The organism is Ensifer sp. Root142 (genome assembly GCF_001426785.1).
In the GTDB taxonomy this organism is placed as follows: Bacteria; Pseudomonadota; Alphaproteobacteria; order Rhizobiales; family Rhizobiaceae; genus Ensifer; species Ensifer canadensis.
On the sequence record NZ_LMFK01000001.1, the window covers coordinates 17,500 to 41,348 of the forward strand.

A 23,849-nucleotide genomic window follows, 5' to 3' on the forward strand; every position below is an offset into this window, starting at 1 on the left:
GGGGAGAGGGTGGGGGTGAGGGGCAGCCTCGTACATCAAGGCAAATTTAGCATGCGCGCGCCGGGACGCGGTTCTTCCGGTTCTTCTTTCAGGAGTTCAGGGCCATGTTCGCATCGGACCTTTCCAATACGACTGTCGCGGGCGACCGCATCGATCAGCTGGTCGCTGCGCATCGGCCGGGCCATGGGCTGGTGCGGGCCTTCTACCACGACGAGGATATCTACGAGCGTGATCTCGACCGGGTGTTTCGCCGCCATTGGCACTGCGTCGCGCATGAAAGCGTGATCCCCAACCCCAATGACTTCGAAGTCTTTCGCATGGCCGCCGAGCAGGTGATCGTCACCCGCACGGCCACGGGCGCGATCCATGCGATGCTGAACGTCTGTCGCCATCGCGGCGCCGAGGTCTGCACCAAGGAAAAGGGCAACGCCCGCGCCTTCGTCTGTCCCTACCACGCCTGGACCTACGGCAATGACGGTGCGCTGAAGGCGGCGCGGCTGATGCCGAAGGATTTCAAGCGTGAGGACCATGGGCTGAAGAAGCTTCATGTGCGCGTCGTCGAGGGGCTGATCTTCATCTCCTTTGCCGAACAGCCGCTCGATTTCACCGAGGTCGAGAACCTGCTGCATGCCACCTGCGGCCAATATGGCTGGGCCGAGGCCAAGGTCGCGCACCGGCAGTCCTATCCTGTCGACGCCAACTGGAAGCTCGCGGTCGAGAACTATGTCGAGTGCTACCATTGCGGCCCGGCGCATCCTGAGTATTCCGAGACGCACGCGCTCGAACAGCCGTTGCACATGATCGAGGAGCTGAACGCCAAGATGGAGGCGCGCACCTGCGCTCTCGGCATCGAGGTCGGTTCCGGCGATCACTGGCAGAGTTCCGCCGGCGGCAAGGAGACGGTGCATGCCTTCCGCTATGCGCTCTATGACGGCGTCAAGACCGGCAGCAAGGACGGCCAGCCGCTTAGCACCCTGATGGGCCGGTTCAGCGATTTCGACGGCGGCGTCACCTCCATCCACCTCGGCGGCACGACCTTCCTCGTCTGCTATCCCGATCACGGCATGATCTACCGCTTCATTCCGAAGACGGCGGGCACCTGCGAAATGGAGCTGATCTGGCTTGTCGACGGCAAGGCCGAGGAGGGGCAGGACTACGACCTCGAAAAGCTCACCTGGCTGTGGAAGGTCACGACCGATGAGGACAAGGCGATCATCGAGCACACCTCGCGCGGCGTGCGCTCGCATTATTTCGTGCCGGGCCCGATCGCGCCGATGGAGCAGAACGAGCTGCGCTACATCAACTGGTATCTCGACGAGATCAGCCGGCCTTCGCAACCATCATCCCTGTTCTTGTCACAGGGATCCAGCAGCGCCGCGTCGGCGGTGTGAAAGAATTCTGAAAACGCCTGATGTGACGAAGAATGTCACTGACGGCGCGGACGCGCCGTCGCTAGATTCCTGTGACGAGCACAGGAATGAGGTAGGTATCCGTGGTCTCAGTTGCGGCATGGAGGCCGAAACAACGCCAGGCATCGTCTACCGGCGCAGCGCGATCAGTCACGCCTATCGAAATGGGTGCGCAGCGCCACATGGGTCTGCACGGTGGCGACGCCCGATATCAACGAGATCCGCCGACGGATGGTGTCAAGATCGCCGTTCGAAGCGCATTCGACCAGCAGCATCAGGTCGGTCTCTCCGGCGAGCGACCAGCAGCTGACGACCGGCGGCATGCCGGCGAGATGCGGTACGATGTGGTCGCAGTTCTTACCGGGCTGGAAGGATATCGCGATCAGCGCGCGCACGACCGGCGCCTTGTCCTCGATGCCGATGCGGATCGTATAGCCGGCGATGACGCCCTTGGTTTCGAGCCGGCGCAGACGTTCATGGGCGGCGCTGCGTGACAAGCCGGCATGGCGGGCAAGCGCCACCAGGCTCTGGCGCGAATCCTGCCGCAGGGCGGCCACCAGCAGCCGGTCCTTTTCATCAAGTTCGGTCAATGTGTCGTCCCCTTGGTCATTTTGCCGGACAATCGTCCGGTCTTCCGCCATCATGTCCAGTGAAACCGGACGATAGGACGGCTAGCTTCCCGAGGCAATCAAGGAGCGTTAGCCATGACCATTCCGAGACTTCCCGACAATGCCGTCCTCATCCCGATCGACATGCAGCAGGCATTTGATGCCGCTCCCTGGCCGCCACGCTGGAACGGGGACGTTGACAACAACGGCCGCGCCTTGCTTGCCGCCTGGCGCGCGGCCGGCCGGCCGATCATCCATGTGCGGCACGACAGCGTCGCGCCGGGCTCGACCTTGAGGCCGGGTGCGTCTGGCAACGCGCCGCGCCCGGGCTTCGAGCCCGTTGGCGACGAACCGCTCGTCAACAAGAGCGTCAACGCCGCCTTCATCGGCACCGATCTCGATCTTCGCCTGCGCCGGCTCGGCGTTGATACGATCGTCCTCTTCGGCATCTCGACTGATATGTGTGTTTCGACCTCGGTGCGGGTCGGCGCCAATCTCGGTTACCGGGTGGTCCTGGTGGAAGATGCCTGCGACTGCTTCGACCAGCCGGATGGCGACGGCGACATGATCCCGGCGCGGGACATCCACCGTGCCCATGTCGCAACGCTGCGGGCGGAATTCGCGGAGGTGACGACCACGGCGGCAATCATTTCGGCCATGCGGCCGGCGTCGGCAGCGTAAGGACGCCGCAACGCGTGCAGTGGCTTATCGGCTGGCGGCGCCGCGGACTTCCAGCACCTGGTAGGTCCATTTCGGCGTCGTCAGGCTTTCGCCCTCTCGGCTCGGGAAAGTGAGGAAAGTCTCGAAAGGCCTTGCCTGGCCGACGGGCACGCGGGCGAGAACCAGGGCTGAGTCGTCGCCGATCTTCGCGCATGCGTCCTGCGGGCAGTCTTCGAGCGTCACGGAAAGCCGGAAATATTCGAGCGGTGTTGCGCCATTGTTGCTGACGGTGCCGCGCAGGCGGAAGCTGCGCTCCGGCTGGCTTTGTTCGAACGTCATGCCGTCGAGGCTGATGTTCTGGGCGGCCGGAGCCGCCGGGGCCGTCGCCACCGGCTCAGGTGCTGCAGCCTTGCGCTCGCCGCGGTCGCTGATCCAGACGACGAAGGCAGAGAGCAGGGCGATCGCCACTGCGACCGAGAGGATGGGCTCGGCCCACCGGCGAAAGCGGCTGAAACGCGCCGCCAGATACACGATCGCCACGCCAACCAACGCTACCAACCAAAGCATGAAGCTCCTCCTCGTCGACCCTTATATAGTGTGAGGAGCGGGTGGCAACATCGCGTGGCTCTGGTCGAAGGTCACGCTTGCGACATTTGGTGGATTGAACGGCGAGCGATTTCGTCAACCCCTTGCGGCGATTGCAAATGTTGCGGGCTTTTGGGCGCTTCTACCGGGGCGTAACGGCCCCAAGGCTGACGGTATAGGTGCCCTCGAAAGGAACGGCTGCGAAGCGTTCGTTGATGTCGGCGAGGCTCTTTTCCGGGTCGAGATCGGCGAAGATGTCGGGCCGCAGCCAGTGGGCGAAGGCTTCGGCAGCGACAATATTGAGCGGGATGGCGTTGAAGAAGTTCCAGACGCCATGGACGCGGCCGTTCTCGACCGCCGCAACGCTCGATAGCGCCGGCGTTGCGACGGCCGCAGCCAAGGTCTGCTGCGCCTCTTGCCTGGCAACGCCGGGACCGATGGAGAAGCCGCTATAGGTGCCGCCGGGCGAAGAGGTGGCGATGTAGACGTCGGGGTTTGCCGCCATCACCGCTTCTGCATTGACGGTGCCGCCGACGCGCGGCAGCGCGCCTTCGGCGATGTTGCGGCCGCCGGCGATCGTCAGGAATTCGCCGAGCCCACCGACGCCATAGGCCCAGCAGCAACGGTCAGGCTTGGGAAACGCATCCATCAGCACGGTTGGGCGCGGTTCGGGCTTGGCGGCGACACGGGAGCGGATCAGCGCCAGCTTGTCTTCGTAGTAGCGTGCGAAGGCTTCGGCCTGCTCGTCGCGTTCGAAGATACGCCCAAGGAGCCGCATCATATCCGGCGTGCTCTTCAGGGGATCGCTGTTGAAGTCGACGACGATGACCGGCACGCCGGTGCTGGTGAGATAGTCGATGGCGCGCTGGCCCGGCTCGGTGTCGGCCTGCCAGTTGGCGAGGATCGCGAGGTCGGCCTTCAGCGTCAGCAGCGTTTCGAAAGACAGTGCGGCGCCGGTGCCGCCGTCGTCGATCAGCGGCACGTCGGCGATTGCAGGAAATTTTTTGCGAAAGCTCTCGTAGATCTCAGGGTTGTCGCCCTTCATCTCTCCGGACCAGCCGGCCAGCAGGCTGACGGGGTCCGGATGAATGAGCGAAAGCGCGACCAGGTTGAAGCCGCTGCCAAGCAGGATGGCTTTTGGCCTTTCCGCTAACGTCACCTCGCGCCCGGCCGCGTCCTTCACCGTCAGCGGCCATCGGTTTTCGGCCCGGGCGCCAGTGGCGAAAAGCGTGGTGGTGACGAAGATGGCCAGCAAGGCCCGGACCGTGGATCGCGATAGGAGAAGCAAAACTACTGTTTCCGTTGGGTGGGAAGGGCGCAGAGGCTGCCGCAGCTGCGGACCCCCGGCAGCAGATAGCGCAGGCAGCAGATCTTGCGCCGGCACACCCGCGCACCGTCCTCTTCCTCGTGACGCAGGCAATCGAAGAAGGGGTTGGGCGAGCCGTCGGGCAGGGATCTGCTGCCGATGAGGGCTTCGGCCTGGGCATGAAGCGGCTCGACGCCGGCGGCGCGCAGGGCATAGTCGATGTAAACCAGCGCGTTGTTCCAGGCGAGTTTCGGCGCGATGCCGCCACTCGACTTGAGGTAGCCGACCACTTCGCGCAGGTGCTCGCCCATCAGCGGCGCCAGGGTGGCAAACACGTCGTCGTCATCGCCCGCCTGCCAGTTACCGGCATCGGCGACGCCAAAGGCGCGGGGCAGGCCATCTTCTGCCAGCGCCACCTTCATGCGGTTGAAGGCGACCGGCAACACCTGATGGTCGAGCACGCGAGCAACGAGATAGGGGATGGTGAGCGCCGAGAAGTAGTAGAGCGACCACATGGAGGCGATCGCGCGGCGGTCGGTGCCGCCGGACCTTTCAGCGTAGGTGTCGAGGGCGCGGTCGAAGGCGCCGGAGGCGAAGAACTCGGGCAGGACCATGCCGTCGGAAAGATCGTCCGACAGCACCATCTTTTCGTTGCACCAGGCGTGCGGGCCGGAAAAGGCAGCAGACAGAACCTTGGGGGCGCCTGTCTCCATGATCGCTTCGGATACGGCAGTCATTGGGGCACCCGCGTGTGGCCCGTGGCCGGCCCACTGCCGTTGCGAGGCCTGCCGCGCGGAGCCGTCGCGAACACAAATGCGGGGGCGGACAGACGCCATCTTGCAACCATGCGACACCTTCTGAACGGGTCAGACATTCATAAGATGATCGTGTTACTCATGTTTATTCGTTGTGCAAGTTATTTTATGAGTTTTGTCCGCATGTTTTAATGCGCGGGCGAGGCGCGAGACAGCCGCAAGCTCGGGCTTGCGGCTACTGAAGGGCCGGTGCCGCGGGCTCGACGGCCGCCTACATCAGGCCGAGCTGCTTGTAGAAGCCGAGCGCGTCGTAATAGTCGCTTTGAGTGGCGATCTTGCCGTCCTTGACCGTGAAGACCGAGGCGCCGGTGAACTTGAAGCTCTTGCCGGTCGCGGCCGTGCCATCGGCCCAGGCGCCTGAGTTGGTGCCGGAGAATTCCCATTCGAAGGAGACCTTGTCGCCGGCGGCGATGGGGTCGCCTTTCATGGTCCAGACGGCGTCGGGAACCGCATTCAGGAAATTGTCGATGACACCGGTCTTGGCGGCATCCTTGCCGGTGACAGGCTTGCCGACGGACGCGTCGTAATAGGTGACGTCGTCGGCGAAATAGGATGCGGCCTTGCTCGAGTCATGGGCATTCCACGCTGCGACATAGGCACCGACGACATCAGGCGCCGCGTCGGCGGCGAGGCCGGCGGGCGCCAGAAGAAGTGTGCTCAGACCCAATGCACCTGCAGCAGCAAGCAGTTGACGGCGATACATGGCATTTTCCTCCCGTTTATCTTCGTTTGCATGCTTTGTCCGCACCGCGGCCAACGTCCTGCCGGCGTCAGCCGTGGTTGATCATGATGTGACGGACAGCAGTGTAGTCCTCGAGCGCATAGACCGACATGTCCTTGCCATAGCCCGACTGCTTGACGCCGCCATGCGGCATCTCGTTGGTCAGCATGAAGTGGGTGTTGATCCAGGTGCAGCCATATTGCAGGCGCGAGGCGGCCTTCATCGCCTTGGAGATGTCCTTCGTCCAGACCGAAGAGGCGAGGCCATAATCGCTGTCGTTGGCCCAGCCGACGGCATCGTCCTTGCCGGTGAAGCGGGTGACCGAGACGACAGGGCCGAACACCTCGCGACGGACGATCTCGTCTTCCTGCGTCGCGCCGGCAATCACCGTCGGCTGGAAGAAGAAACCGTCGGCGCTGCCAGGAGCACCGCCGGTGGTGATCTCGATATGCTTCTGGTCGGCCGCACGTTCGACGAAGCTTGCGACGCGATCACGTTGGCGCCGCGAGATCAGCGGGCCGATCTCGTTTTCGGTGTCGTCGGCGAGATTGTAACGGATGGTGGAGACGGCCGAACTCAGGTCGGCGACGAGCTTTTCGTAGATGCCGGCTTCGGCATAGATGCGGCAGGCGGCGGTGCAGTCCTGGCCGGCATTGTAATAGCCGAAGGTGCGGATGCCGTTGACGACGGCTTCGAGGTCGGCGTCGTCATAGACGATGACAGGGGCCTTGCCGCCGAGCTCCAGATGCGTGCGCTTCACCGTCTTGGCGGCGGCCGTCAGCACCTTCTTGCCGGTGGCGATGTCGCCGGTGATCGAGACCATCGCGATCTTCGGGTGGTTGATCAGCGCGTTGCCGACGGTTTCGCCGCGGCCCGTGACAACGTTGACCACGCCTTCCGGCAGGATGTCGGCGAGCAGACGGGCGAGCTTCAGCGCCGTCAAAGGCGTCTGTTCGGACGGCTTGAAAACGACGGTGTTGCCGCCGGCAATCGCCGGTGCCAGTTTCCACGCCATCATCATCAGCGGGTAGTTCCAGGGCGCGATCGAGCCGACGATGCCAACCGGATCGCGACGAACCATGGAGGTATGCCCCGGCAGATACTCGCCCGATGTCGGCGCGTGCAGATTGCGGATGGCGCCGGCAAAGAAGCGCCAGCAATCGACGATCGCCGGCAGTTCGTCGTTCTTCACCGCATTGATCGGCTTGCCGCAGTTGAGCGCTTCAAGGGCTGCGAAATCGTCGGCGTGCTTTTCGATCGCGTCGGCGATCCTGAGCAGGTAACCGGAGCGTTCGCCGGGTGTCGTCATCGACCAGGAGACGAAGGCGCGTTCTGCCGCGCTCACCGCCGCCTCGACCTGAATGTGCGAGGCTTCGGCGAGGTCGATGATCTTTCCGCCGGTGCGCGGGTTCAGGATATGCTCTTCGGCCTCGGTTCCGGCTTCGAAGCGCGATCCGATCAAAAGCTGGGTGTCCATGTCTGTTCTCCCTTGAAAGTCGAGTTCACTTGCCGGCACCGGCGATCTGGTCGCCGTCGCGGGTCAGGTAGTAGGCGCCGAGGATCGGCAGGAAAGTGACCAGCACCACGATCATGGCGACCACGTTGGTCACCGGTCGCTGGCGCGGGCGGATGAGTTCTTCGAGCATCCAGATCGGCAGCGTCGACTGCTGGCCGGCGGTGAAGGTGGTGACGATCACCTCGTCGAAGGACAGCGCGAAGGCGAGCATGCCGCCGGCAAGAAGTGCGGTGCCGATGTTCGGCAGGATGATGTGGCGGAAGGTCTGGAAGCCGTCGGCACCCAGGTCCATCGAGGCTTCGATCAGCGAGCCCGATATGCGGCGGAAACGGGCCACCGCATTGTTGTAGACGACGACGATGCAGAAGGTCGCGTGACCGAGCACGATCGTCCAGAAGGAGAATGGCATCTCCGCCATGGAAAAGGCCGAGCGCAGCGCGATGCCGGTGATGATGCCGGGCAGCGCGATCGGCAGGATGACCAGCAGCGAGATCGTCTCGCGGCCGAAGAAGCGGGTCTGGCTGACGGCGGCGGCACAGAGCGTGCCGAGCACCAGGGCGACCGCGGTCGCGATCGAGGCGACCTTGACCGAGAGCGTCAGCGCCGCCCAGACATCCGGCCGGTTCCAGGCAACCGCAAACCATTGTGTCGTCAGCCCCGGCGGCGGGAACTGGTAGCTCTTTTCCTCCGTGGTGAAGGCATAGAGGAAGATCAGCAGGATTGGCACATGCATGAAGGCGAGGCCGGCGGCAGCTGCGATCTTCAGTCCGAGGGGCGAGCGGTTGAGGCGGTCAGAGCGCATCGAAGGCCCCCATGCGTTTGGCCATCCAGAGATAGGCGCCCATGATGACGATCGGCACCACGGTAAAGGCGGCGGCAAGCGGAATGTTGCCGGCAGTGCCCTGCTGGGCATAGACCGCCTGACCGATGAACAGCCGGGAGGAGCCGATGATCTGCGGAATGATGTAATCGCCGAGCGTCAGCGAGAAGGTGAAGATCGAGCCGGCGACGATGCCCGGCAGCGCCAGCGGGAAGAGCACGTGGCGAAAGGTCTGGGCCGGCGTGCCGCCGAGATCGGAGGAGGCCTCGATCAGGTTGGTCGGCACGCGCTCCAGCGCTGCCTGGATCGGCAGGATCATGAACGGCATCCAGACATAGACGAAGACGATGAAGGTGCCGGTGTAGCTGACCGAGAGCGAGTTGCCCCCGACGACGGGAAGCGAGAGCCAGGCATCGAGCACCCACAGAAGATGCAGCTTCGCGAGGAACCAGGTGACGATGCCTTCCTTGGCCAGGATCAGCTTCCAGGCATAGATCTTGACCAGGTAGCTCGACCAGAGCGGCAGCATGACGCCGAGATAGAACAGCACCTTCCATTTTCCCTGCGCGTAGCGCGCCGCGTAATAGGCGATCGGGAAGGCGATGAGCGCCGAGGCGAGCGTCACGATTGCCGCCATTGATACGGTGCGCAGGATGATGTCGAGATTGGTTTCGCTCAGCAGCTGGCGGTAGGTGGCGAAGGTGAACTCGTAATTGATCAGGCCGGAGAAGTCGTCGATCGAGAAGAAGCTCTGCAGCAGGAGAGCAAAGAGCGAGCCGACATAGACGACGCCGAGCCATAAGAGCGGCGGCGCCAGCATGACGACAAGCAGCACATGCGGGTGCTTCCAGAAGAAGTCCGAGAGCCGGCCGGTCGGGCCGCGGCGATCCGGGACTGCGAGATTTTCAGCGACGGCGGTCATGCGTCCTCCATCGGGTGCAGTTCGTCGGCGGCAAAGCTGATAGTGACGGGGCTGCCGATTTGCGGGACGGCGAGCGAGGCGGGGCTTGCAACCGCGATGCGCGCGCCTTCGACGTCGACGACGACGCGGTTGACCGCGCCGAGGAAACTATGGGCCGACACGGTGCCGTTGAGGCTGAGCGCGCCTTCGCGCGGGGCCGACAGCGCGATCGCCTCGGGGCGAAGGCTGGCATAGGAGGATCTGACGCCCAGCCTCTGGCACAGCTTTGCCGGCAAGACGTTTGACGAGCCGACGAAATCGGCGACGAAGCGTGTCTTCGGCTGCTTGTAGACTTCTTCTGGGCTGCCGAGCTGCTGGATGCGGCCGTCGTTGAAGACGGCGATGCGGTCGGCCATCGACAGCGCTTCGCCCTGATCGTGGGTGACGAAGACGAAGGTGATGCCGAGCGATTTTTGCAGGGTCTTCAGTTCCTCCTGCATCTGCTCGCGCAGCTTCAGGTCGAGCGCGCCGAGCGGCTCGTCGAGCAAAAGCACCTTGGGCTTGTTCACCAGCGCGCGGGCGAGCGCCACGCGCTGACGCTGGCCACCCGAGAGCTGGCCGGGGCGGCGGCTGCCATAGTCCGGCAGCTTGACCATGGCGAGCGCATCTGCCGCCGCCTTGCGGCGCTCCTCGCGGCCGACGCCCTTGACCATCAGCCCGTAGGCAACGTTGTCGAGGATCGAGAGATGCGGGAACAGCGCATAGTCCTGGAACACGGTGTTGACGCTGCGGCGATAGGGCGGCACGCCCTCCGCGGTTTCGCCGAAGATTTCGATATGACCGCCTGTCGGCTGTTCAAAGCCGGCCATCAGCCTCAGGCAGGTGGTCTTGCCCGAGCCCGAGGGGCCGAGCATGGCGAAGAACTCGCCCTCGGCGACTTCGAGGTCCACACCATCGACCGCGCGTACGGCGCCGAAGTGGCGGGAAACATTGTCGAAAAGAACGGCGGTGGACATCAAATTGCTCCAGGATTCCAGCCCCTCATCCCGCTGCCGCAACCTTCTCCCCGCTCGGGGGGAGAAGGGAACGTGCGGTTGGCGTCTCGCCCAAAGCTCACCCGGCGGGTTTGCCGGGGGCGTTCCCTCTCCCCGCGTGCGGGGAGAGGGTCAGGGTGAGGGGCGATGCTTGCGATATGGTCGTGGCGGCTCAGCGACCGCCGATAACGCCGATGTAGTCGGAGACCCAGCGGTGGTAAGGCACACATTCGCCCTGGCTTGCGCATTTCGTCACCGGCGTCTTCCAGAACTTGACCTTGTCGAAGTCCTCGTAGCCGTTGGTCTTGCAGCCGGCGTCGGTCAGAAGGTCATTGCCCTTGCAGGCTGCGCCGACGGACGGGTTGGCGCCGAACCAGGCAGAGACGTCGCCCTGGACCTTTGGCGACAGCGAATGCTCCATCCACATATAGGCGCAGTTCGGATGGGCGCTTTCGGCGTGCAGCATGGTGGTGTCAGCCCATCCGGTGACCCCTTCTTCCGGGATGGTTGAGGCGATCGGCAGCTTTTCGGCTTCCATCAGGTTGACCTGGAACGGCCAGGAGCCGGAGGCGACGACGCCTTCGTTCTTGAAGTCGTCGATCTGGATCATCGCATCGTGCCAGTAGCGGCCGACGAGCGTGCGCTGGGTGCGCAGCAGATCGAGCGCTGCCTTGTACTGGTCTTCGTTGAGTTCGTAGGGATCCTTGATGCCGAGCTCGGGCTTGTGCTTGATCAGGTAGTTGGCGGCGTCGGCGACATGGATCGGGCCGTCATAGGCCTGGACACGGCCCTTGTTGGACTTGCCGTCGGGCAGGTTCATTTCCTCGAAGACGACGTTCCAGCTCTTCGGCGCTTCGCCCTTGAAGGCATCCTTGTTGTACATCAGCACGTTCGGACCCCAGACATAGGGAGTGCCGTAGTGAACGCCGTTGACCGTGTGCCAGGGCGCGTTCTGCATGCGCTCGTCGATCGTCTTCCAGCTGGGGATGAGATCGGTGTTGATCGGCTGGACGCGCTTGCCGGCGACGAGCCGCATCGAGGCGTCGCCCGAGGCGGTGACGAGGTCGAAGCCGCCTTCGTTCATCAGCGCCACCATTTCGTCGGAGGTCGCGGCCGTCTTGACGCTGACCTTGCAGCCGGTCTGCTTTTCGAAATCGGTGACCCAGTCGTAGTTCTTGTCGGTCTCGCCGCGCTCGATGTAGCCAGCCCAGGCGACGATCGACAGTTCGCCTTCGCCCTTGCCCAGTTCCTTCAGCGGCTCCTGCGCCAAGGCGGGCGCCACGAGGCCGAGCGACAACGTCAGCGCGGTGCAGGATTTCAGGATCTGCTTCATCTGAATTCTCCCAATTTTGAGCCGCATTTTACGGCTTCGTTCCCAGATTGAAACGTGCCTTGATTTCTCCGCATTCGCAAATTCATTAATCAGAATGCCGCTATCGGTTTTACCGATATCAGGGCCGTGTCAAGGCTCCAACGTGCCCGGCAAATGCCGAGTAGCTACATGATTTTACTCGTGGTTCTGGATCGCACCGGGATTTTTAGCGCGGCCGGGCGCTGCGAAGCGCTTCGGCTATGCCGACGAAATCGCGGGCCGATTGCGGCAGGCTGGAGCCCTTGCGCCAGACCATGCCGACCTGGACGACGGGCAGGGCGCCGGAGACGTCGCGGCTCTCGATGCGGTCGCCTTCAAGCGACCAGGGGCGGTAGACGAGATCGGGCAGGAGCGCGATGCCGGCGCCAGTCGCCACCAGGCTGCGCACCGCTTCGACCGAGCGGGTGCGGAAGGCGACATGCGGGCGGGCGCCGAGCGCCGACAGCAGCTTGCCGGTGTTCTCCTCGATTTCATCCACCGTCAGCATGATCAGCGGCTCCTTGGCGATATCGCTGATCGAGATGATGTCGGCGCTGACAAGCGGATGGCCGATCGGCAGCCAGAGGCGATAGGGCGAGGTTTCGAGAATCTCAGCCTGCAGCGCCATGCGGTCGCGCAGGTTGGAAATGACCATGACGGCAACGTCGAGTTCGCCGCCGATCAGCAGGTGTTCGAGATATGAGCCGTTGTCCTCGATGGCACTGACATCGACGCCGGGACAGGCGCGGCGATAGCGAGCGAGCAGGTCGGAGAGGACGTAACCGGCAACCAGCGAGGTGACGCCGAGATTGAGCTTGCCGCCGGTTTCCTCGCGGCTGTCGGAAAAACTGCGCCGGGCGTCGGAGACATCGGAGAGGATCTTGGTCGCATGCCGCAGGAACTGATGGCCGTTGTGGGTGATCGAAAGACCGCGCGGATGCCGGTCGAACAGCTCGACGCCGAGGTCCCCTTCAAGCTCCTTGATCGCCTCGGTGATCGAGGATTGCGAGATCGAGAGGTTCTGCGCCGCCCGCGTGATCGAGCCTTGCTCGGCGACGGCGACGAAATACTGCAACTGTCTGAAGGTGAAGGCCATCCGTGCAGTTAATCGTTGTGGAGGCGCGCTTGCAAGCGCTGCCAAGAGATCGTCCCCGACAACGCAACTGCGGCGGGATTTGTCCGGTTATGTCGGTTTCCGGATAGAAGACCGGCGGCCTGCTGCTAGACTTCCGCCGGAGAGATCAGGGAGGCGGACTTTGGATCAGGCTGTATCGAAACCGATGCCGACGGAGGAGGGCATCCTCGCCTTTCACCGGCGCTGCGAAGAATTCTATCCCGCCGATGCGGTCGATGCGTCGATCGAACAGCAGCGCAAATGGTACGATGCGCTCTGCGCAGAGTTCGACGCGCCGTCGCCGGCGGGGCTGACGCGCGAGGACGAGCTTGTCGACGGCCGGATCCCGATCCGGCGCTATCGGCCGGCGAGCGTTTCGACCGACACCCGAATCTACTACATTCACGGCGGCGGTTGGGTCGTCGGCTCGCTCGACAGCCATGACGCCATCTGCGCCGAGCTTGCCGATTTCGCAAGGGCAGAACTGGTGTCGGTTGATTATCGGCTGGCGCCCGACCACGTCTGGCCAGCCGCCTTCGAGGATTGCTACGCGGTCTTGAATTTCCTGGTGGCCGATGGCCGACCGGTGGTGGTCGTCGGCGACAGTGCCGGCGGGAACCTGACCGCAGGCATCGTGTTGAAGGCCCGGGCGGACGGGGTGTCTGGTATCGTCGGGCAGGCGCTGATCTATCCTGGCCTCGGCGGTGACCTGGCTTCCGGTTCCTATCTCGAAATGTCCGATGCGCCGGGACTGACGACTGCCGATACCAGCTACTACCGAAAGATTTTGCAGGCGCCGGCCGACGACCCGTTTGCGGTGCCGCTGGCGGAGAAGGATCTTTCCGGCTTACCGCCGACCTATATCGCTGGTGCCTATTTCGACCCCTTGCGCGATGACGCGCGCCTCTATGCCGCGCGGCTTGCGACGGCCGGCGTCAACGTCACCTTTCGCGAAGAGCCGCAGATGATCCACGCCTGGCTGCGGGCACGGCACATGAGTGAGGGTGCGCGCGAAGGCTTTCGGCGCTTGGCCGAAGGTATTGCGGTGCTTGTCGGAACCGGCTGAACGCTCCAGTTTTCACCGGAGCGCAATTGCGGGCGGAAACGCGCTAGCTCTTCGCCTTGAACACCAGCACCGGATTGGGGCGGAAGCTCTGCGGGAACAGTTTGCGCAGGCTCTCGATCTTCGGCATGTCGTTGTAGACGATGTAGGGATAGGTCGGGTTGCGCGTCAGGAAATCCTGATGGTAGCCCTCCGCGACATAGAAGCCCTTCAGCGGCGCGATCTCGGTGACGATCTCGGTCGGAAAGACGCCTGATTTTCCGAGCTCGGCGACGTAGGCCTCGGCGATCTTCTTCTGCTCCGGCGTGGCAACGAACAGAGCCGAACGATACTGCGTGCCGTGATCCGGCCCCTGATAGTTCAGCTGCGTCGGGTTGTGGCCGACGGAGAAGAAGATCTGCAACAGCTTGCCGTAGCTGACCTGGCTCGGATCGTAGGTCACTTCCACCGATTCCGCGTGGCCGGTGTCGCCATTGCTGACCGCCTCATAGGACGCCGTGTCGCGGCTGCCGCCGGCATAGCCCGAGACAGCGTTGGTCACGCCCTTCACATGCTGGAAGACGCCCTGGACGCCCCAGAAACAACCGCCGGCAAATACCGCCGTTTCCGGACCGCTGGCCGCTTTCTCATCCAGCGACGGCGGGGGAATGGATACGGCCGGTTCGGCGGCGCGGGCTGAGGGCGCAATCGAAAGGGCGGCGCAGATGGCAAGTGCCGGAGCCATCAGCCAGAGATGGTGGTTGATAGCCGGAGCGAACGGCAGAATGTTGCGTGTCGAAGACATGGTTGCTTCCTCTGCCGCGTTCGGGCGGCGGCCGTGTGAACCCATGTTTTTCGCGGACCCGGCCGAATGCAAATCGCAAGAGCGTGCTTCACGGCAATGTGACGATCCGCTACCACTGCATTGGCGACTTGATCCCGCATAGCGGGGACTGTGGAAGGTTAGAGGAGGGGTGATGGCTGGCGAAACGGATTTGACGAAGCTGCTGGCGACGATGGCGCCGGTTCTGTTTCCGCAGACCTATGTCTATTGCACCGTGCCCCATGACGAGGCGCAGCGTTACATGCCGGTGGAGCCGCTTGCCACCTATCGCGAGGACGAGGGGCTGACGCTGATCCTGGAGCGTCATGCTGCCGATGCGGCCGGCCTTTCCTATGGTCCGCTGCTTCGCCGCATCACGCTCAATGTGCATTCGGCGCTTGAGGCGGTCGGGCTGACGGCGGCGGTGGCGACGGCGCTGACGCGGGAGGGCATCAGTGCCAACGTCGTGGCCGCCTATTATCATGACCACATCTTCGTGCCGGAGGCCGATGCCGAGCGTGCGCTCGAGGCGCTGCTGGCATTGAGCCCGGCCTGATCGCCTCGGCGATCACATGAAGCGGATGTCGCGCGGCGGGTTTTCGTAGTCGTCGTGACGACCGTTCTCGTAGATGATCGGTGCCGTGCCGAGTTCCTCGTCGCTGACGCCGTCAACGCAGGCGACGTTGACGGCGTAGAAATGGCCGAGGAAATCCTCGAGATAGCCGCGCGAAAACGGCCGGATGCCGCAGCGGCTGCAGAAGTAGTGATCGACGTCGCCCTCCCGCCAGTTCGAAGGCTCCGCCCGATAGCTCGTCAACGCCTCCTTGCCCCTGGTGATGGCAAACTCGTCGCGCAGCGCGAAGGATTTCTGCATGCGCGTCTTGGCGCAGAAACTGCAATTGCAGCGGCGGATGCCTTCGGCAAGGTCGAGCTGGCATTCGAACTCAACGGTGCCGCAGTGGCAGCTGCCGCGATAGCGCTTTTTCATCGGACGGGCTCCTGTCTTTGGACAGTCGTCGGCTGTCCCTGGTCTTTCGACCGGGGAAACGACGCTGGCGAGTTGAACGTTGATGCGATTTATGTGTTGGCGTCCGTTGTGCGGACGCCGGTTATTATCCGGCTTTGACCGAGGCCTCCGCCTCGTCGGCAATTGCCGGATCGCTGTCGGCGCCGTCACCGGTTGCCTTGCGCAAGAGCAGGAAGGCGAGCAGTGCCGTCAGCAGCGACAGGGCCACGCAGATCGATGCGGTGAAGGCAAACGAATTGGTGAACACGTCGCGGGCGGCATTGAGCAGCCGTTCGGATTGCTCGCCCGGAAGTTGCTCGGCGATGGCGACGGCGCCGCCAAGCGTCTGGCGTGCGGCCTCCACGGTCTCAGTCGGAAGGCCGGTGACGATCACGGCGTCCATGCGGGTGCGATAGGCTGATGTCAGCATGCTGCCGAGCACGGCGATCCCGAGCGCACCGCCGAACTCGAAGCTCGTCTCCGAGATCGCCGATGCAGCGCCGGCGCGCTCCGGCGGGGCGGAGCCGACGATCAGGTCCGTCGTCAGCGTGCCCACTGGCGCAAAGCCGAGGCAGAGAACGACGAGGCCCGTCGTGACGAGCAGCGGACTGCTCGTCGTTTCGACCTGGGTGCAGATCGCAAAGCCGATGGCGGTCAGCACGAAGCCGGCAGCAATCAGGTTCGAGGCGGCATAGCGGGCGGCAAGCGACGGAACCAGGATCGAACCGAGCACCATGGCGACCCCTGTCGGCACCGACCAGAGACCGGCGACGAAGGGCGACAGGCCGAGCACGAGCTGCAGATACTGCGCCACGAACAGGAAGGCGCCAAAGCCGACGAACAGGCCGAGAATATTAACGCCGAGGGCGGCGCTGAAAGCCGGGGTCCTGAACAAGGCGAGGTCGATCAACGGATCGGCAAGCCGGCTCTGGCGCCGGGCAAACAGGATGGCGACGGTCAGCCCGAGCAGGATGAAGAACACGGCGGTGACGTCGAGACCGTCCTCGGCGATGCGCTTCATGCCATAGATTACCGACAGCACGGCAACCAGCGACTGTCCGGCACTGATGAAATCGAGCCGGCCGGCATTCGGATCGCGGAACTCCGGCAGCAGCATGGGACCGAGGATCAGAAGCAGGATCATCACAGGCACCGCGAGCAGGAACACCGAACCCCACCAGAACTGAGACAGCATCAGCCCGCCGACGACAGGGCCGATGGCGCCGCCGGCGGAGAAGCTGGCGATCCAGATGCCGATCGCCAGCGTGCGCTGCTTGTCATCGAGGAACATGTTGCGGATCAGCGACAGCGTCGAGGGCGCCAAGGTTGCTGCTGCGACGCCGAGGACAGCACGTGCGAGGATCAGCGTTTCGGCGCTCCAGGCGAAGGCGGCCAGCACCGAGGCGATGCCGAAGGCGATGGAGCCGATCATCAAGAGCCGGCGCCGGCCGATGCGGTCGCCAAGCGTGCCCATGGTGATCAGAGAGCCCGCCACCATGAAACCGTAGATATCGACGATCCACAGGAGCTGCGAGGCCGATGGCTTCAGCTGCTCGGTCAGTTGCGGCACCGCGAGATTCAGGACCGTCAGGTCCATCGAATAGAGCATGCAGGGCAAGGCGAGGACGGCAAGGCCGATCCACTCCCGCCGCGTGGCCTTCGGGCCCGGTGTGTTGTCCGCGGTGGTCATTGTCTCAGACATCGGAAAGATACTCCTCCAGTCTTTCGAGGCACTCGCCCCAGCCTTCCTGGTGCGAGTCGCGCTCGTCGACGCTGTCGAAGGGGGTCTGGTGGAAGGTCAGACGGGTCTTGCCGCCGACATCGACGAATGAAACGGTGATCAGCGTGTCGGCACCCGGCTTGCCTTCTTCGTCCCAGGCGAAGGTGAAGATGAGTTTCTCCGGCTCGATCACCTCGCGATAGACGCCGCCCATCCAATAGTCGCGCCCTTCCGGCGAACGGATGCAGGCGCGCCAGGCGCCGCCGGGGCGGAAATCCATCGTCAGCGAGTGCGGGCTGAAATCGCGCGGTCCCCACCAGCGCAAGGCATGCTCGGGCGTTGACCATACCCTAAACACCAGGCTGCGCGGCGCATCGAAGATCCTGGTGATTTCGAGGCTCAGTCTGTGTTCGCGCGATGCGTTTTCACTGGTCATTGCCATAACAATTCCTCCCGCAGCCAGCGCTGTCGCTTGGCGCGGCCGTTCTTTAACCTGAAAGTTATTTAACTTGATGGTTAATAACTGGGCGCGCGGGGAATTGTCAAGGCGGCCGAGGCCTGAGATCTGATTTTTGTCAGTTATGCGACAGGGTGCATCGGCCCTTAAGGCGGAGGGGCACGCGGCCGAAAGCTTCGGCGTCACCAAGGCTGCGGGCAAGAATGAGTGCCCCCTGGATGCCGCCGATCACTTCTTCGGCCAGCGCCTGCCGCTCGTTCTCGGCGATACCCTGGCGGCCGAGCGCCTCGGCGAGGGCAGTCCGCCAATCGGCAAAGTATCGGGTGAGCTCGACGGAGAAGCGATCATGGGCGCCGCTGGCGGGCAATGACGCCCATCAGGCAGAGGCGGCGTCCCCGGCGAAAGTAGCTGTCGACGGAGGCAAACATGTCGTCGATCGCAGCCGCCGGCCTTTCGCTGTTGCGCAGCAGGTCGAATATGTTGGTCTGGAACCATAGGGCGATGTCGCCAAGCACCGCCTCGGCCATCTCCTCCTTCCCACCAGGGAAGAAGTGATAGAGGCTGCCCTTGCCGAGCCCGGTCTTCTCGGTGATCAGGTTGAGGCTCGCGCCATCATAGCCGTGTTCGCGAAAGACCTCCGCGAGCGTGGCGATGACGTCCTGGCGCTCGGCGACGACGCGGCTCATGCGGGTTTCCTCGGCAGCGGATACTCGACCTTGCCAAAACGATGAAACAGCGTTCCAACCGCAACCAGCACCAATGAGCCGGTCAGAACGGGGAAAAGCAGGAAGTCGAGGCCGGGGTCGCTGGCAAAGACCACGAGCGGAGTGGCGCCCGCCGGCGGATGGGTGATGCGCAGCGCTGCCATCAGCGCGATCGCAGCACCGACCGCAAGGCCGACCGCCCACCACTCATTGGGGAAGACTGCGCGCATGACGAGGCCGACCAGCGTCGCGATGAAATGTCCACCGACGACATTGGCGGGCTGGGAGAGCGGGCTGCCGGCGACCGAGAAGATCAGCACGCAGCTGGCGCCAAACGGCGCCATCAGAAGCGGTTCGCCGACGATATTGGTGAGCGCGCCGACGGCGGCGATGGCCACGAGGCCACCCATGCCGGCAACGAGGCCGCGGCCGATATGGACGGCAGGTTGGTGGCAATTGAAGAAATGGCGCACGACTGTAACTATCAGTAAAATGTTTACCGATTGGTGCAGTCATACGCTTTTGGAGCCAAGACGGTGTTACATCAGGTCGCGTGCGACCCGCTTGGCAAAGCTCTTCTCGAAGATGGGCGCGTCGTTTTCATAGGCGACGATCTTGGCTTCGGTGATCCAGTCGTCGGCATCGCAGGTGAGAACCGAGGTCGAGACCGTGCGCACCGACCAGCCCTCGCGTTTGGAAATGCAGGTCCAGGTCGAGGTGCCGATCATCGAATGCGGATTGTCGGGAGCGATGGACCAGGTCTCGTCGCGGATGTCCTGCGTCGCGAGCCCGGTATCCGGATGCTCGCTCAAGCCCCCATCCTCGTAGATGCGATAGTGGGTGACGCCGTTGGTCATGTCGCGTTCGACGGTGCGGCTGGTGCTGCCGGCCGTCCGCTCGATGTATTTCGGCAGCGGATCCGGATTTTCCGGCTCCGGCACGACGACCTCGTTGTGCTGGCCGAGCAGCGGAAGGGCAAGCGTCAGGCTCGCTGTGTCGATGGTGAGGCCGGGATCATCAGGCGGCGGCAAAATCATCGGCCAGTAGGACGTCGACAGCGACAGCCGGATGCGGTGGCCGGCGCGCACGCGATAGCCGCAGGCGTCGAGCACCAGTGTGATCCGCGTGCGGCGACCCTTTTCCATTGCCCGCGGTTCGGCATTGCCGTCGCGATGCGCCAGATTGAGCACGCCGAAGGCGATGCGGGTGGCGGTACCATCCGGGTGCACGTCGACGATGCGGGCGACAAGGTTGGCCGTGTCGGCCGGGCAGGTGACATCGACCGAGAGGCTTGGCTGGCCGAGATAGTCTTCAGCCTCCAGCAGCGGCCGCGTTTCGAAGGTCAGCGCTCCGGCATCGTCGATGCGCTGGTCACCGGCCATTTCGGCATCGGGTTTCAGGGTGAAATATTCGCCGGAAGCCGTGCCGGTATCGAGCGGTGATTTCAGATAGACCTCGCCGGTGCCCATATCTTTGGCGTCGGTGGAAAGCCTGCCGTCGAGCGTGATGCCGAGAACCTGCATCTCCGGCTTTTGCCAGACGTCCTTGGCGACCCAGCGGCCAGGGTCGTTGTCGCGCCGGACGGCCGGGCGCGGGCCGTCGAGGATATAGGCGCGCACCTGCGGTCCGCCTTCGGCGCCGTTCTTTTCGTCGCGCAGCCAACGGTTCCACCAGCGGATCGCCTCGCCGTGAAAATCGGCGCGGGGCTTTGGCCAGGCGAAATGCGGATATTTGTGCACCCAGGGGCCGATCAGCGCCTTGGCCTTTGCGCCGAGGCCCTCGACGGCTTTCAGCGGCGTGTTGCGATAACCGTCGGCCCAACCGGCGATGACGAGCGCGGGAGTGTCGAAGCCGCCGAAATCCTCCGAGATCGAGCCGTGCTGCCAGAAGGCGTCGCGGCGCTGATGCTCGAGCCATTCCTCCATGAAGTAGGGTTCGTTCTCCAGGCGCTCCAGCCACATCTCCTTCCAGCGGTCGCCGACGATCGCAGGGTCGGGCGCGCGCGATTGATAGGCAAGCATGGTCGCCGCCCAGGAAAGCTGGGCGGAGAGATGGCACCCATTCTTGTAATGGATGTCGTCGTTGTAGCGGTCGACGGTCGAGGCGATCGAGATCACCGCCTTCAGCGCCGGCGGCTTGAGGGCTGCCACCTGCAGGCAGTTGAAGCCGCCCCAGGAGATGCCCATCATCCCGACCTTGCCATTCGACCACGGCTGGGCGGCGATCCATTCGATGATCTCGCAGCCGTCGGAAAGCTCGCGCGGCGTATATTCGCCATCGATGACGCCATCGGATTCGCCCGAGCCGCGAATGTCGACGCGCACGCCGGCAATGCCGGCGGCGGCAAAGACCGGATAGGTCGATTCATCGCGGAGACTCGTGCCGCCGCGCTTGCGGTAGGGCAGGTATTCGAGCACGGCCGGCACCGGCTCAGCGTCGGCGCCATCCGGCATCCAGATGCGGGCGGCAAGCCGCGTGCCGTCCTTCAATCGGATCCACTCGTTCTCGATCAGGGTGAATTCACGCTCTGACATATCGGTTGTTCCGCTCACTCTCATTGTTCTTACGCGTTTCCAGACGCAAAACCGCTAAACACTTCTGCTGGAAATGCTCTAACGCATTGTTTTTACGCACTTCCGTACGCGAAACCGTGTTCTTAGCTGTCGAACCAGACGCGGCTGGCAACATAGCCGTTCGAAAGGTCGTTGCCGATGTCGTGGACGAAACCCTTCAGCGATGCGGAAGCGGCGTTCACGTAGTCGTTGAACACCGGCAGGATCAGGCCGCCCTCGTCGCGCACCGTCATCGCCATCGTACGGTACATCTCCTTGCGCTTGGCATCGTCGAGCTCCGAGCGGGCCTGAAGCAGGAGCTTGTCGAAGTCCTCGCGCTTGAAGCGCGTGTCGTTCCACTCGGCGCTGGAGAGATAGGAGGTGGAGTAGCGTGAATCCTGCGTCGGCCGGCCGCCCCAGTAGGAGGCGCAGAACGGCTGGACGTTCCAGACATTGGTCCAGTAGCCATCCTCCGGCTCGCGGCGCACTTCGAGCTCGATACCGGCCTTCTTGGCGCTTTCCTGGAACAGAACCGCGGCGTCGATGGCGCCGGGGAAGGCGGCATCCGAGGTGCGCAGAAGGATCGGCCGGTCGTGGCCCGATTTCTTGAAGTGGAAGGCGGCCTTGTCGGGGTCATAGGCGCGCTGCTCGATGCCCTCGGGCGCCAGCGCATAGTTCTCGTTGACCGGATAGTCGTTGCCGAGCGTGCCGAAACCACCGACAACGCGGTCGAGAATCGCCTGTCGGTCGACCGCATATTTGAGTGCGAGCCTCAGGTCGTTGTTGTCGAAGGGCGCCGTGTCGCAATGCATCAGGAAGCTGTAGAAGCCCTTGCCGGCGGTCCGGAGAATCTCGACGCGCGGCGCACGCTTCAGGAGCGGCACCGTCTTCGGGTCGATGTTGTTGATGAAATGCACCTGGCCGGAGGAAAGCGCGGCGATGCGCGCGGTCGTGTCGTTCATCACGATGATTTCGACGCTGTCGACGAAGCCGCGGTCCTGGCGCCAGTCATTGGCGTTCTTCTCGAAGGTCGAGCGCAGGCCGGCTTCATAGCTTGCAAGCTTGTAGGGGCCGGTGCCGATGGGCGAGGCGGGATTGTCGACGCCGCCGCGTGGCTGGATGATCAGGTGATAGTCGGTCAGAAGCAGCGGCAGGTCGGCATTGCCTTCGGTCAGTGTCAGCACCAGCGCGCCGGCCTTTTCCTCGATGTTCTTGATCGAGCGCATCAAGCCGAGCGCACCTGATTTCGAGCCTTCGTCCGAATGCCGCTTCAGCGTGGCGATGACATCGGCGATGGTCATCTTGCTGCCGTCGTGGAAGCTGACGTCGCTGCGGATCTTGAAGGTCCATTGCGACGCATCCGCCGAGGGCTCCCAGGATTCGGCCAGTGCCGGCAGCGGCGCGCCGGTCTTCGGATCGGATTCGACCAGGGTGTCGCCCCAGAGGTGGCCGATGACGAAGGACACCGAGCCGCTATAGCCGGCGGGATCGAGCGTATCGGTGGTGGCGCCGCCCTTCAGGCCCAGTTTCAGGTGACCGCCGCGCTTGGGCTCCTCGGCGCGTGCATCGCCCGCAACCATCGTGCCGCCCAAGCCTGCCGCCAGACCGAGGGCCGCGGTGCCCGCCAGGAAGCCGCGGCGGTTGATGCCTGTCGGCACGATGAGGCCGTCGGGACGCTTGGTGAATTCGCTCATATGCAGGTTCCCTCTGAAGTGTTGTTTCAAGGGAAAACCTAACGGCTGCGGCGGGTTGCACAATTTCGCGACTTGACGCTGATTTACGCGACTTTACGCTATCTGTTCCGGATCGCTGGGAGCCGCTCGTGCACGACGCCGACAACTTTGCCGCCAATCTTCGTTTCGCCTGCGCGACGCGGCGCTCGATCTCGCAGATCTGTCGCGAGATCGGCATCAACCGTCAGCAGTTCAACCGCTACATCAGTGGCGAGGCGCGGCCGTCGGCGCATAATGTCGCGCGCATCGCCAGCTTCTTCGGGCTGCAGGCGCAGGACTTTTCCCTGTCGTCGAAACTGTTCGAAGCCCGCATGGTCAGGCCCGATCGCGACCGCTCGCAAGCCGGGCTGCTGCTTGAAGGATTTCCCGGTGATCTGGCCGGGCTTCGCCGCCATATCGGCTATTACCAGACCTACCATCTCTCGCCGTCGTGGCCCGGCCGCGTCGTCTGTTCCTGCGCCCGCATTCACGAGGAGAGCGGATCGATCCGGGTGAAGTCGATTGAGCGCATCCGCGATGCCGCCAACGAAATCCAGCAGTTTTCGAAATATGTCGGCCTCGTCACCTTCTGGCGCAATCGCATCTTCATCGCCGAGCGCAGCGTCGGGCGCCAGCCGATGCTGTCGCAGACGATCCTGATGCCGTTCGAAGTGCATCAGCGCGTCTATCTGCGCGGCACGACCATGGGCGTTTCCTGGCGCAAGGAAAACCTGCCCTATGCCTCGCGGATGATCTGGCGCACCCTCGGCCAGGAGCCGGATATCCGGCAGATGCTGTCGCGCTGCGGCGTGCTGGCCACAGGCTCGCGGCAGATGCCCTCGACGGTCAGGGCCTTTCTCGAAACGCCTGATGCCGACGTGCTGACGGTGCCGACCGATTATTGAGATAGCGTGCGCGGCGTTGCCGACTTAAAGCGCATCGCGATCTCCAGGTTTGCTCGCTGCGCTTTAAGTTCTTGTTTCTACGCATGTC

General features: G+C 63.7%; 23 protein-coding genes and 1 pseudogene. 5 read left to right on the forward strand and 19 right to left on the reverse strand.

Annotated features, from left to right (window positions below; translation table 11 throughout):
- Positions 1 to 104 precede the first annotated feature (104 nt).
- Complete coding sequence (locus ASD52_RS00080; protein WP_025427841.1) at positions 105 to 1,391, forward strand: aromatic ring-hydroxylating dioxygenase subunit alpha; 1,287 nt, start codon at positions 105 to 107, stop codon at positions 1,389 to 1,391.
- A 164-nt stretch (positions 1,392 to 1,555) separates the two neighbouring features.
- On the opposite strand, the gene ASD52_RS00085 is transcribed toward ASD52_RS00080, so the two are convergent.
- The gene (locus tag ASD52_RS00085) at positions 1,556 to 1,999 is read right to left on the reverse strand and encodes an Lrp/AsnC family transcriptional regulator (RefSeq protein WP_244494709.1); all 444 of its coding nucleotides are present in this window, start codon (positions 1,997 to 1,999) and stop codon (positions 1,556 to 1,558) included.
- Positions 2,000 to 2,113: 114 nt separating this feature from the next.
- Here ASD52_RS00085 and ASD52_RS00090 point away from each other — a divergent pair, with 114 nt between their 5' ends.
- Entirely contained in the window at positions 2,114 to 2,698 is a 585-nt protein-coding gene (locus ASD52_RS00090) for a cysteine hydrolase family protein (RefSeq protein ID WP_025427839.1), read from the forward strand.
- A 24-nt stretch (positions 2,699 to 2,722) separates the two neighbouring features.
- Here the strand turns inward: ASD52_RS00090 and ASD52_RS00095 are convergent, their stop codons facing one another.
- The 10 genes from ASD52_RS00095 to ASD52_RS00140 form a co-directional block, all read right to left on the reverse strand.
- Positions 2,723 to 3,244, reverse strand: coding sequence for a hypothetical protein (locus ASD52_RS00095; RefSeq protein WP_025427838.1), 522 nt, complete (start codon positions 3,242 to 3,244; stop codon positions 2,723 to 2,725).
- 160 nt (positions 3,245 to 3,404) lie between these two features.
- Positions 3,405 to 4,550, reverse strand: coding sequence for an ABC transporter substrate-binding protein (locus tag ASD52_RS00100; RefSeq protein ID WP_057222693.1), 1,146 nt, complete (start codon positions 4,548 to 4,550; stop codon positions 3,405 to 3,407).
- Positions 4,551 to 4,552: 2 nt separating this feature from the next.
- A complete protein-coding gene (gene fhuF / locus ASD52_RS00105) occupies positions 4,553 to 5,305 on the reverse strand; it encodes a siderophore-iron reductase FhuF (protein ID WP_025427836.1) in 753 nt (250 codons plus the stop codon).
- Positions 5,306 to 5,594: 289 nt separating this feature from the next.
- Positions 5,595 to 6,086: an ester cyclase gene (locus ASD52_RS00110; protein WP_025427835.1), complete on the reverse strand. Its 492-nt coding sequence runs from the start codon at positions 6,084 to 6,086 to the stop codon at positions 5,595 to 5,597.
- Between the two features lie 67 nt (positions 6,087 to 6,153).
- Entirely contained in the window at positions 6,154 to 7,581 is a 1,428-nt protein-coding gene (locus ASD52_RS00115; RefSeq protein WP_025427834.1) for a gamma-aminobutyraldehyde dehydrogenase, read from the reverse strand.
- Between the two features lie 25 nt (positions 7,582 to 7,606).
- Positions 7,607 to 8,422, reverse strand: coding sequence for an ABC transporter permease (locus ASD52_RS00120; RefSeq protein ID WP_025427833.1), 816 nt, complete (start codon positions 8,420 to 8,422; stop codon positions 7,607 to 7,609).
- Positions 8,412 to 9,362 carry an ABC transporter permease gene (locus ASD52_RS00125; protein ID WP_025427832.1) on the reverse strand — a complete coding sequence of 317 codons (951 nt, stop codon included), beginning with the start codon at positions 9,360 to 9,362 and terminating at the stop codon, positions 8,412 to 8,414. The genes ASD52_RS00120 and ASD52_RS00125 overlap by 11 nt, the downstream gene beginning before the upstream one ends.
- On the reverse strand, positions 9,359 to 10,357 hold the full coding sequence (locus ASD52_RS00130) for an ABC transporter ATP-binding protein (protein ID WP_025427831.1): 999 nt from the start codon (positions 10,355 to 10,357) through the stop codon (positions 9,359 to 9,361). Before ASD52_RS00130 ends, ASD52_RS00125 begins: the two co-directional genes overlap by 4 nt.
- A gap of 190 nt (positions 10,358 to 10,547) precedes the next feature.
- Positions 10,548 to 11,708: an ABC transporter substrate-binding protein gene (locus tag ASD52_RS00135; protein ID WP_025427830.1), complete on the reverse strand. Its 1,161-nt coding sequence runs from the start codon at positions 11,706 to 11,708 to the stop codon at positions 10,548 to 10,550.
- Positions 11,709 to 11,913: 205 nt separating this feature from the next.
- Positions 11,914 to 12,822 (reverse strand): LysR family transcriptional regulator, encoded by a 909-nt coding sequence (locus ASD52_RS00140; protein ID WP_025427829.1) that lies wholly within the window; start codon positions 12,820 to 12,822, stop codon positions 11,914 to 11,916.
- Positions 12,823 to 12,982: 160 nt separating this feature from the next.
- Here ASD52_RS00140 and ASD52_RS00145 point away from each other — a divergent pair, with 160 nt between their 5' ends.
- Positions 12,983 to 13,906, forward strand: coding sequence for an alpha/beta hydrolase (locus tag ASD52_RS00145; protein ID WP_025427828.1), 924 nt, complete (start codon positions 12,983 to 12,985; stop codon positions 13,904 to 13,906).
- A gap of 43 nt (positions 13,907 to 13,949) precedes the next feature.
- On the opposite strand, the gene msrA is transcribed toward ASD52_RS00145, so the two are convergent.
- Positions 13,950 to 14,627, reverse strand: coding sequence for a peptide-methionine (S)-S-oxide reductase MsrA (msrA, locus tag ASD52_RS00150; protein WP_038577286.1), 678 nt, complete (start codon positions 14,625 to 14,627; stop codon positions 13,950 to 13,952).
- Positions 14,628 to 14,859: 232 nt separating this feature from the next.
- Between msrA and ASD52_RS00155 the strand changes: the two genes are divergently transcribed.
- Positions 14,860 to 15,261: an ACT domain-containing protein gene (locus tag ASD52_RS00155; RefSeq protein WP_025427826.1), complete on the forward strand. Its 402-nt coding sequence runs from the start codon at positions 14,860 to 14,862 to the stop codon at positions 15,259 to 15,261.
- A 12-nt stretch (positions 15,262 to 15,273) separates the two neighbouring features.
- Here ASD52_RS00155 and ASD52_RS00160 read toward each other — a convergent pair whose 3' ends face one another.
- The 7 genes and pseudogenes from ASD52_RS00160 to ASD52_RS00190 form a co-directional block, all read right to left on the reverse strand.
- Positions 15,274 to 15,693: a GFA family protein gene (locus ASD52_RS00160; protein WP_025427825.1), complete on the reverse strand. Its 420-nt coding sequence runs from the start codon at positions 15,691 to 15,693 to the stop codon at positions 15,274 to 15,276.
- 124 nt (positions 15,694 to 15,817) lie between these two features.
- Positions 15,818 to 17,413, reverse strand: coding sequence for an MFS transporter (locus ASD52_RS00165; protein ID WP_234907748.1), 1,596 nt, complete (start codon positions 17,411 to 17,413; stop codon positions 15,818 to 15,820).
- Positions 17,406 to 17,867: an SRPBCC domain-containing protein gene (locus tag ASD52_RS00170; RefSeq protein ID WP_025427823.1), complete on the reverse strand. Its 462-nt coding sequence runs from the start codon at positions 17,865 to 17,867 to the stop codon at positions 17,406 to 17,408. Before ASD52_RS00170 ends, ASD52_RS00165 begins: the two co-directional genes overlap by 8 nt.
- 139 nt (positions 17,868 to 18,006) lie before the next feature.
- Positions 18,007 to 18,574, reverse strand: a pseudogene (locus ASD52_RS00175) (TetR/AcrR family transcriptional regulator).
- Positions 18,571 to 19,065 (reverse strand): HPP family protein, encoded by a 495-nt coding sequence (locus ASD52_RS00180; RefSeq protein ID WP_057211088.1) that lies wholly within the window; start codon positions 19,063 to 19,065, stop codon positions 18,571 to 18,573. Before ASD52_RS00180 ends, ASD52_RS00175 begins: the two are co-directional and overlap by 4 nt.
- A gap of 66 nt (positions 19,066 to 19,131) precedes the next feature.
- Positions 19,132 to 21,126 (reverse strand): CocE/NonD family hydrolase, encoded by a 1,995-nt coding sequence (locus ASD52_RS00185; RefSeq protein ID WP_057211091.1) that lies wholly within the window; start codon positions 21,124 to 21,126, stop codon positions 19,132 to 19,134.
- 122 nt (positions 21,127 to 21,248) lie between these two features.
- Positions 21,249 to 22,838 (reverse strand): ABC transporter substrate-binding protein, encoded by a 1,590-nt coding sequence (locus tag ASD52_RS00190; RefSeq protein WP_025427820.1) that lies wholly within the window; start codon positions 22,836 to 22,838, stop codon positions 21,249 to 21,251.
- Positions 22,839 to 22,966: 128 nt separating this feature from the next.
- Between ASD52_RS00190 and ASD52_RS00195 the strand changes: the two genes are divergently transcribed.
- On the forward strand, positions 22,967 to 23,761 hold the full coding sequence (locus ASD52_RS00195; protein WP_057211094.1) for a helix-turn-helix transcriptional regulator: 795 nt from the start codon (positions 22,967 to 22,969) through the stop codon (positions 23,759 to 23,761).
- Positions 23,762 to 23,849 lie beyond the last annotated feature (88 nt).

Excerpts from the sequence above, each read along its gene's own strand:
- ASD52_RS00080 (WP_025427841.1), top strand. The coding sequence starts at position 105 with ATGTTCGCATCGGACCTTTCCAATACGACTGTCGCGGGCGACCGCATC.
- ASD52_RS00090 (WP_025427839.1), top strand. The coding sequence starts at position 2,114 with ATGACCATTCCGAGACTTCCCGACAATGCCGTCCTCATCCCGATCGAC.
- ASD52_RS00095 (WP_025427838.1), bottom strand. The coding sequence starts at position 3,244 with ATGCTTTGGTTGGTAGCGTTGGTTGGCGTGGCGATCGTGTATCTGGCG.
- fhuF (WP_025427836.1), bottom strand. The coding sequence starts at position 5,305 with ATGACTGCCGTATCCGAAGCGATCATGGAGACAGGCGCCCCCAAGGTT.
- ASD52_RS00110 (WP_025427835.1), bottom strand. The coding sequence starts at position 6,086 with ATGTATCGCCGTCAACTGCTTGCTGCTGCAGGTGCATTGGGTCTGAGC.
- ASD52_RS00115 (WP_025427834.1), bottom strand. The coding sequence starts at position 7,581 with ATGGACACCCAGCTTTTGATCGGATCGCGCTTCGAAGCCGGAACCGAG.
- ASD52_RS00120 (WP_025427833.1), bottom strand. The coding sequence starts at position 8,422 with ATGCGCTCTGACCGCCTCAACCGCTCGCCCCTCGGACTGAAGATCGCA.
- ASD52_RS00125 (WP_025427832.1), bottom strand. The coding sequence starts at position 9,362 with ATGACCGCCGTCGCTGAAAATCTCGCAGTCCCGGATCGCCGCGGCCCG.
- ASD52_RS00130 (WP_025427831.1), bottom strand. The coding sequence starts at position 10,357 with ATGTCCACCGCCGTTCTTTTCGACAATGTTTCCCGCCACTTCGGCGCC.
- ASD52_RS00135 (WP_025427830.1), bottom strand. The coding sequence starts at position 11,708 with ATGAAGCAGATCCTGAAATCCTGCACCGCGCTGACGTTGTCGCTCGGC.
- ASD52_RS00140 (WP_025427829.1), bottom strand. The coding sequence starts at position 12,822 with ATGGCCTTCACCTTCAGACAGTTGCAGTATTTCGTCGCCGTCGCCGAG.
- msrA (WP_038577286.1), bottom strand. The coding sequence starts at position 14,627 with ATGGCTCCGGCACTTGCCATCTGCGCCGCCCTTTCGATTGCGCCCTCA.
- ASD52_RS00155 (WP_025427826.1), top strand. The coding sequence starts at position 14,860 with ATGGCTGGCGAAACGGATTTGACGAAGCTGCTGGCGACGATGGCGCCG.
- ASD52_RS00160 (WP_025427825.1), bottom strand. The coding sequence starts at position 15,693 with ATGAAAAAGCGCTATCGCGGCAGCTGCCACTGCGGCACCGTTGAGTTC.
- ASD52_RS00165 (WP_234907748.1), bottom strand. The coding sequence starts at position 17,413 with ATGTCTGAGACAATGACCACCGCGGACAACACACCGGGCCCGAAGGCC.
- ASD52_RS00170 (WP_025427823.1), bottom strand. The coding sequence starts at position 17,867 with ATGACCAGTGAAAACGCATCGCGCGAACACAGACTGAGCCTCGAAATC.
- ASD52_RS00185 (WP_057211091.1), bottom strand. The coding sequence starts at position 21,126 with ATGTCAGAGCGTGAATTCACCCTGATCGAGAACGAGTGGATCCGATTG.
- ASD52_RS00190 (WP_025427820.1), bottom strand. The coding sequence starts at position 22,838 with ATGAGCGAATTCACCAAGCGTCCCGACGGCCTCATCGTGCCGACAGGC.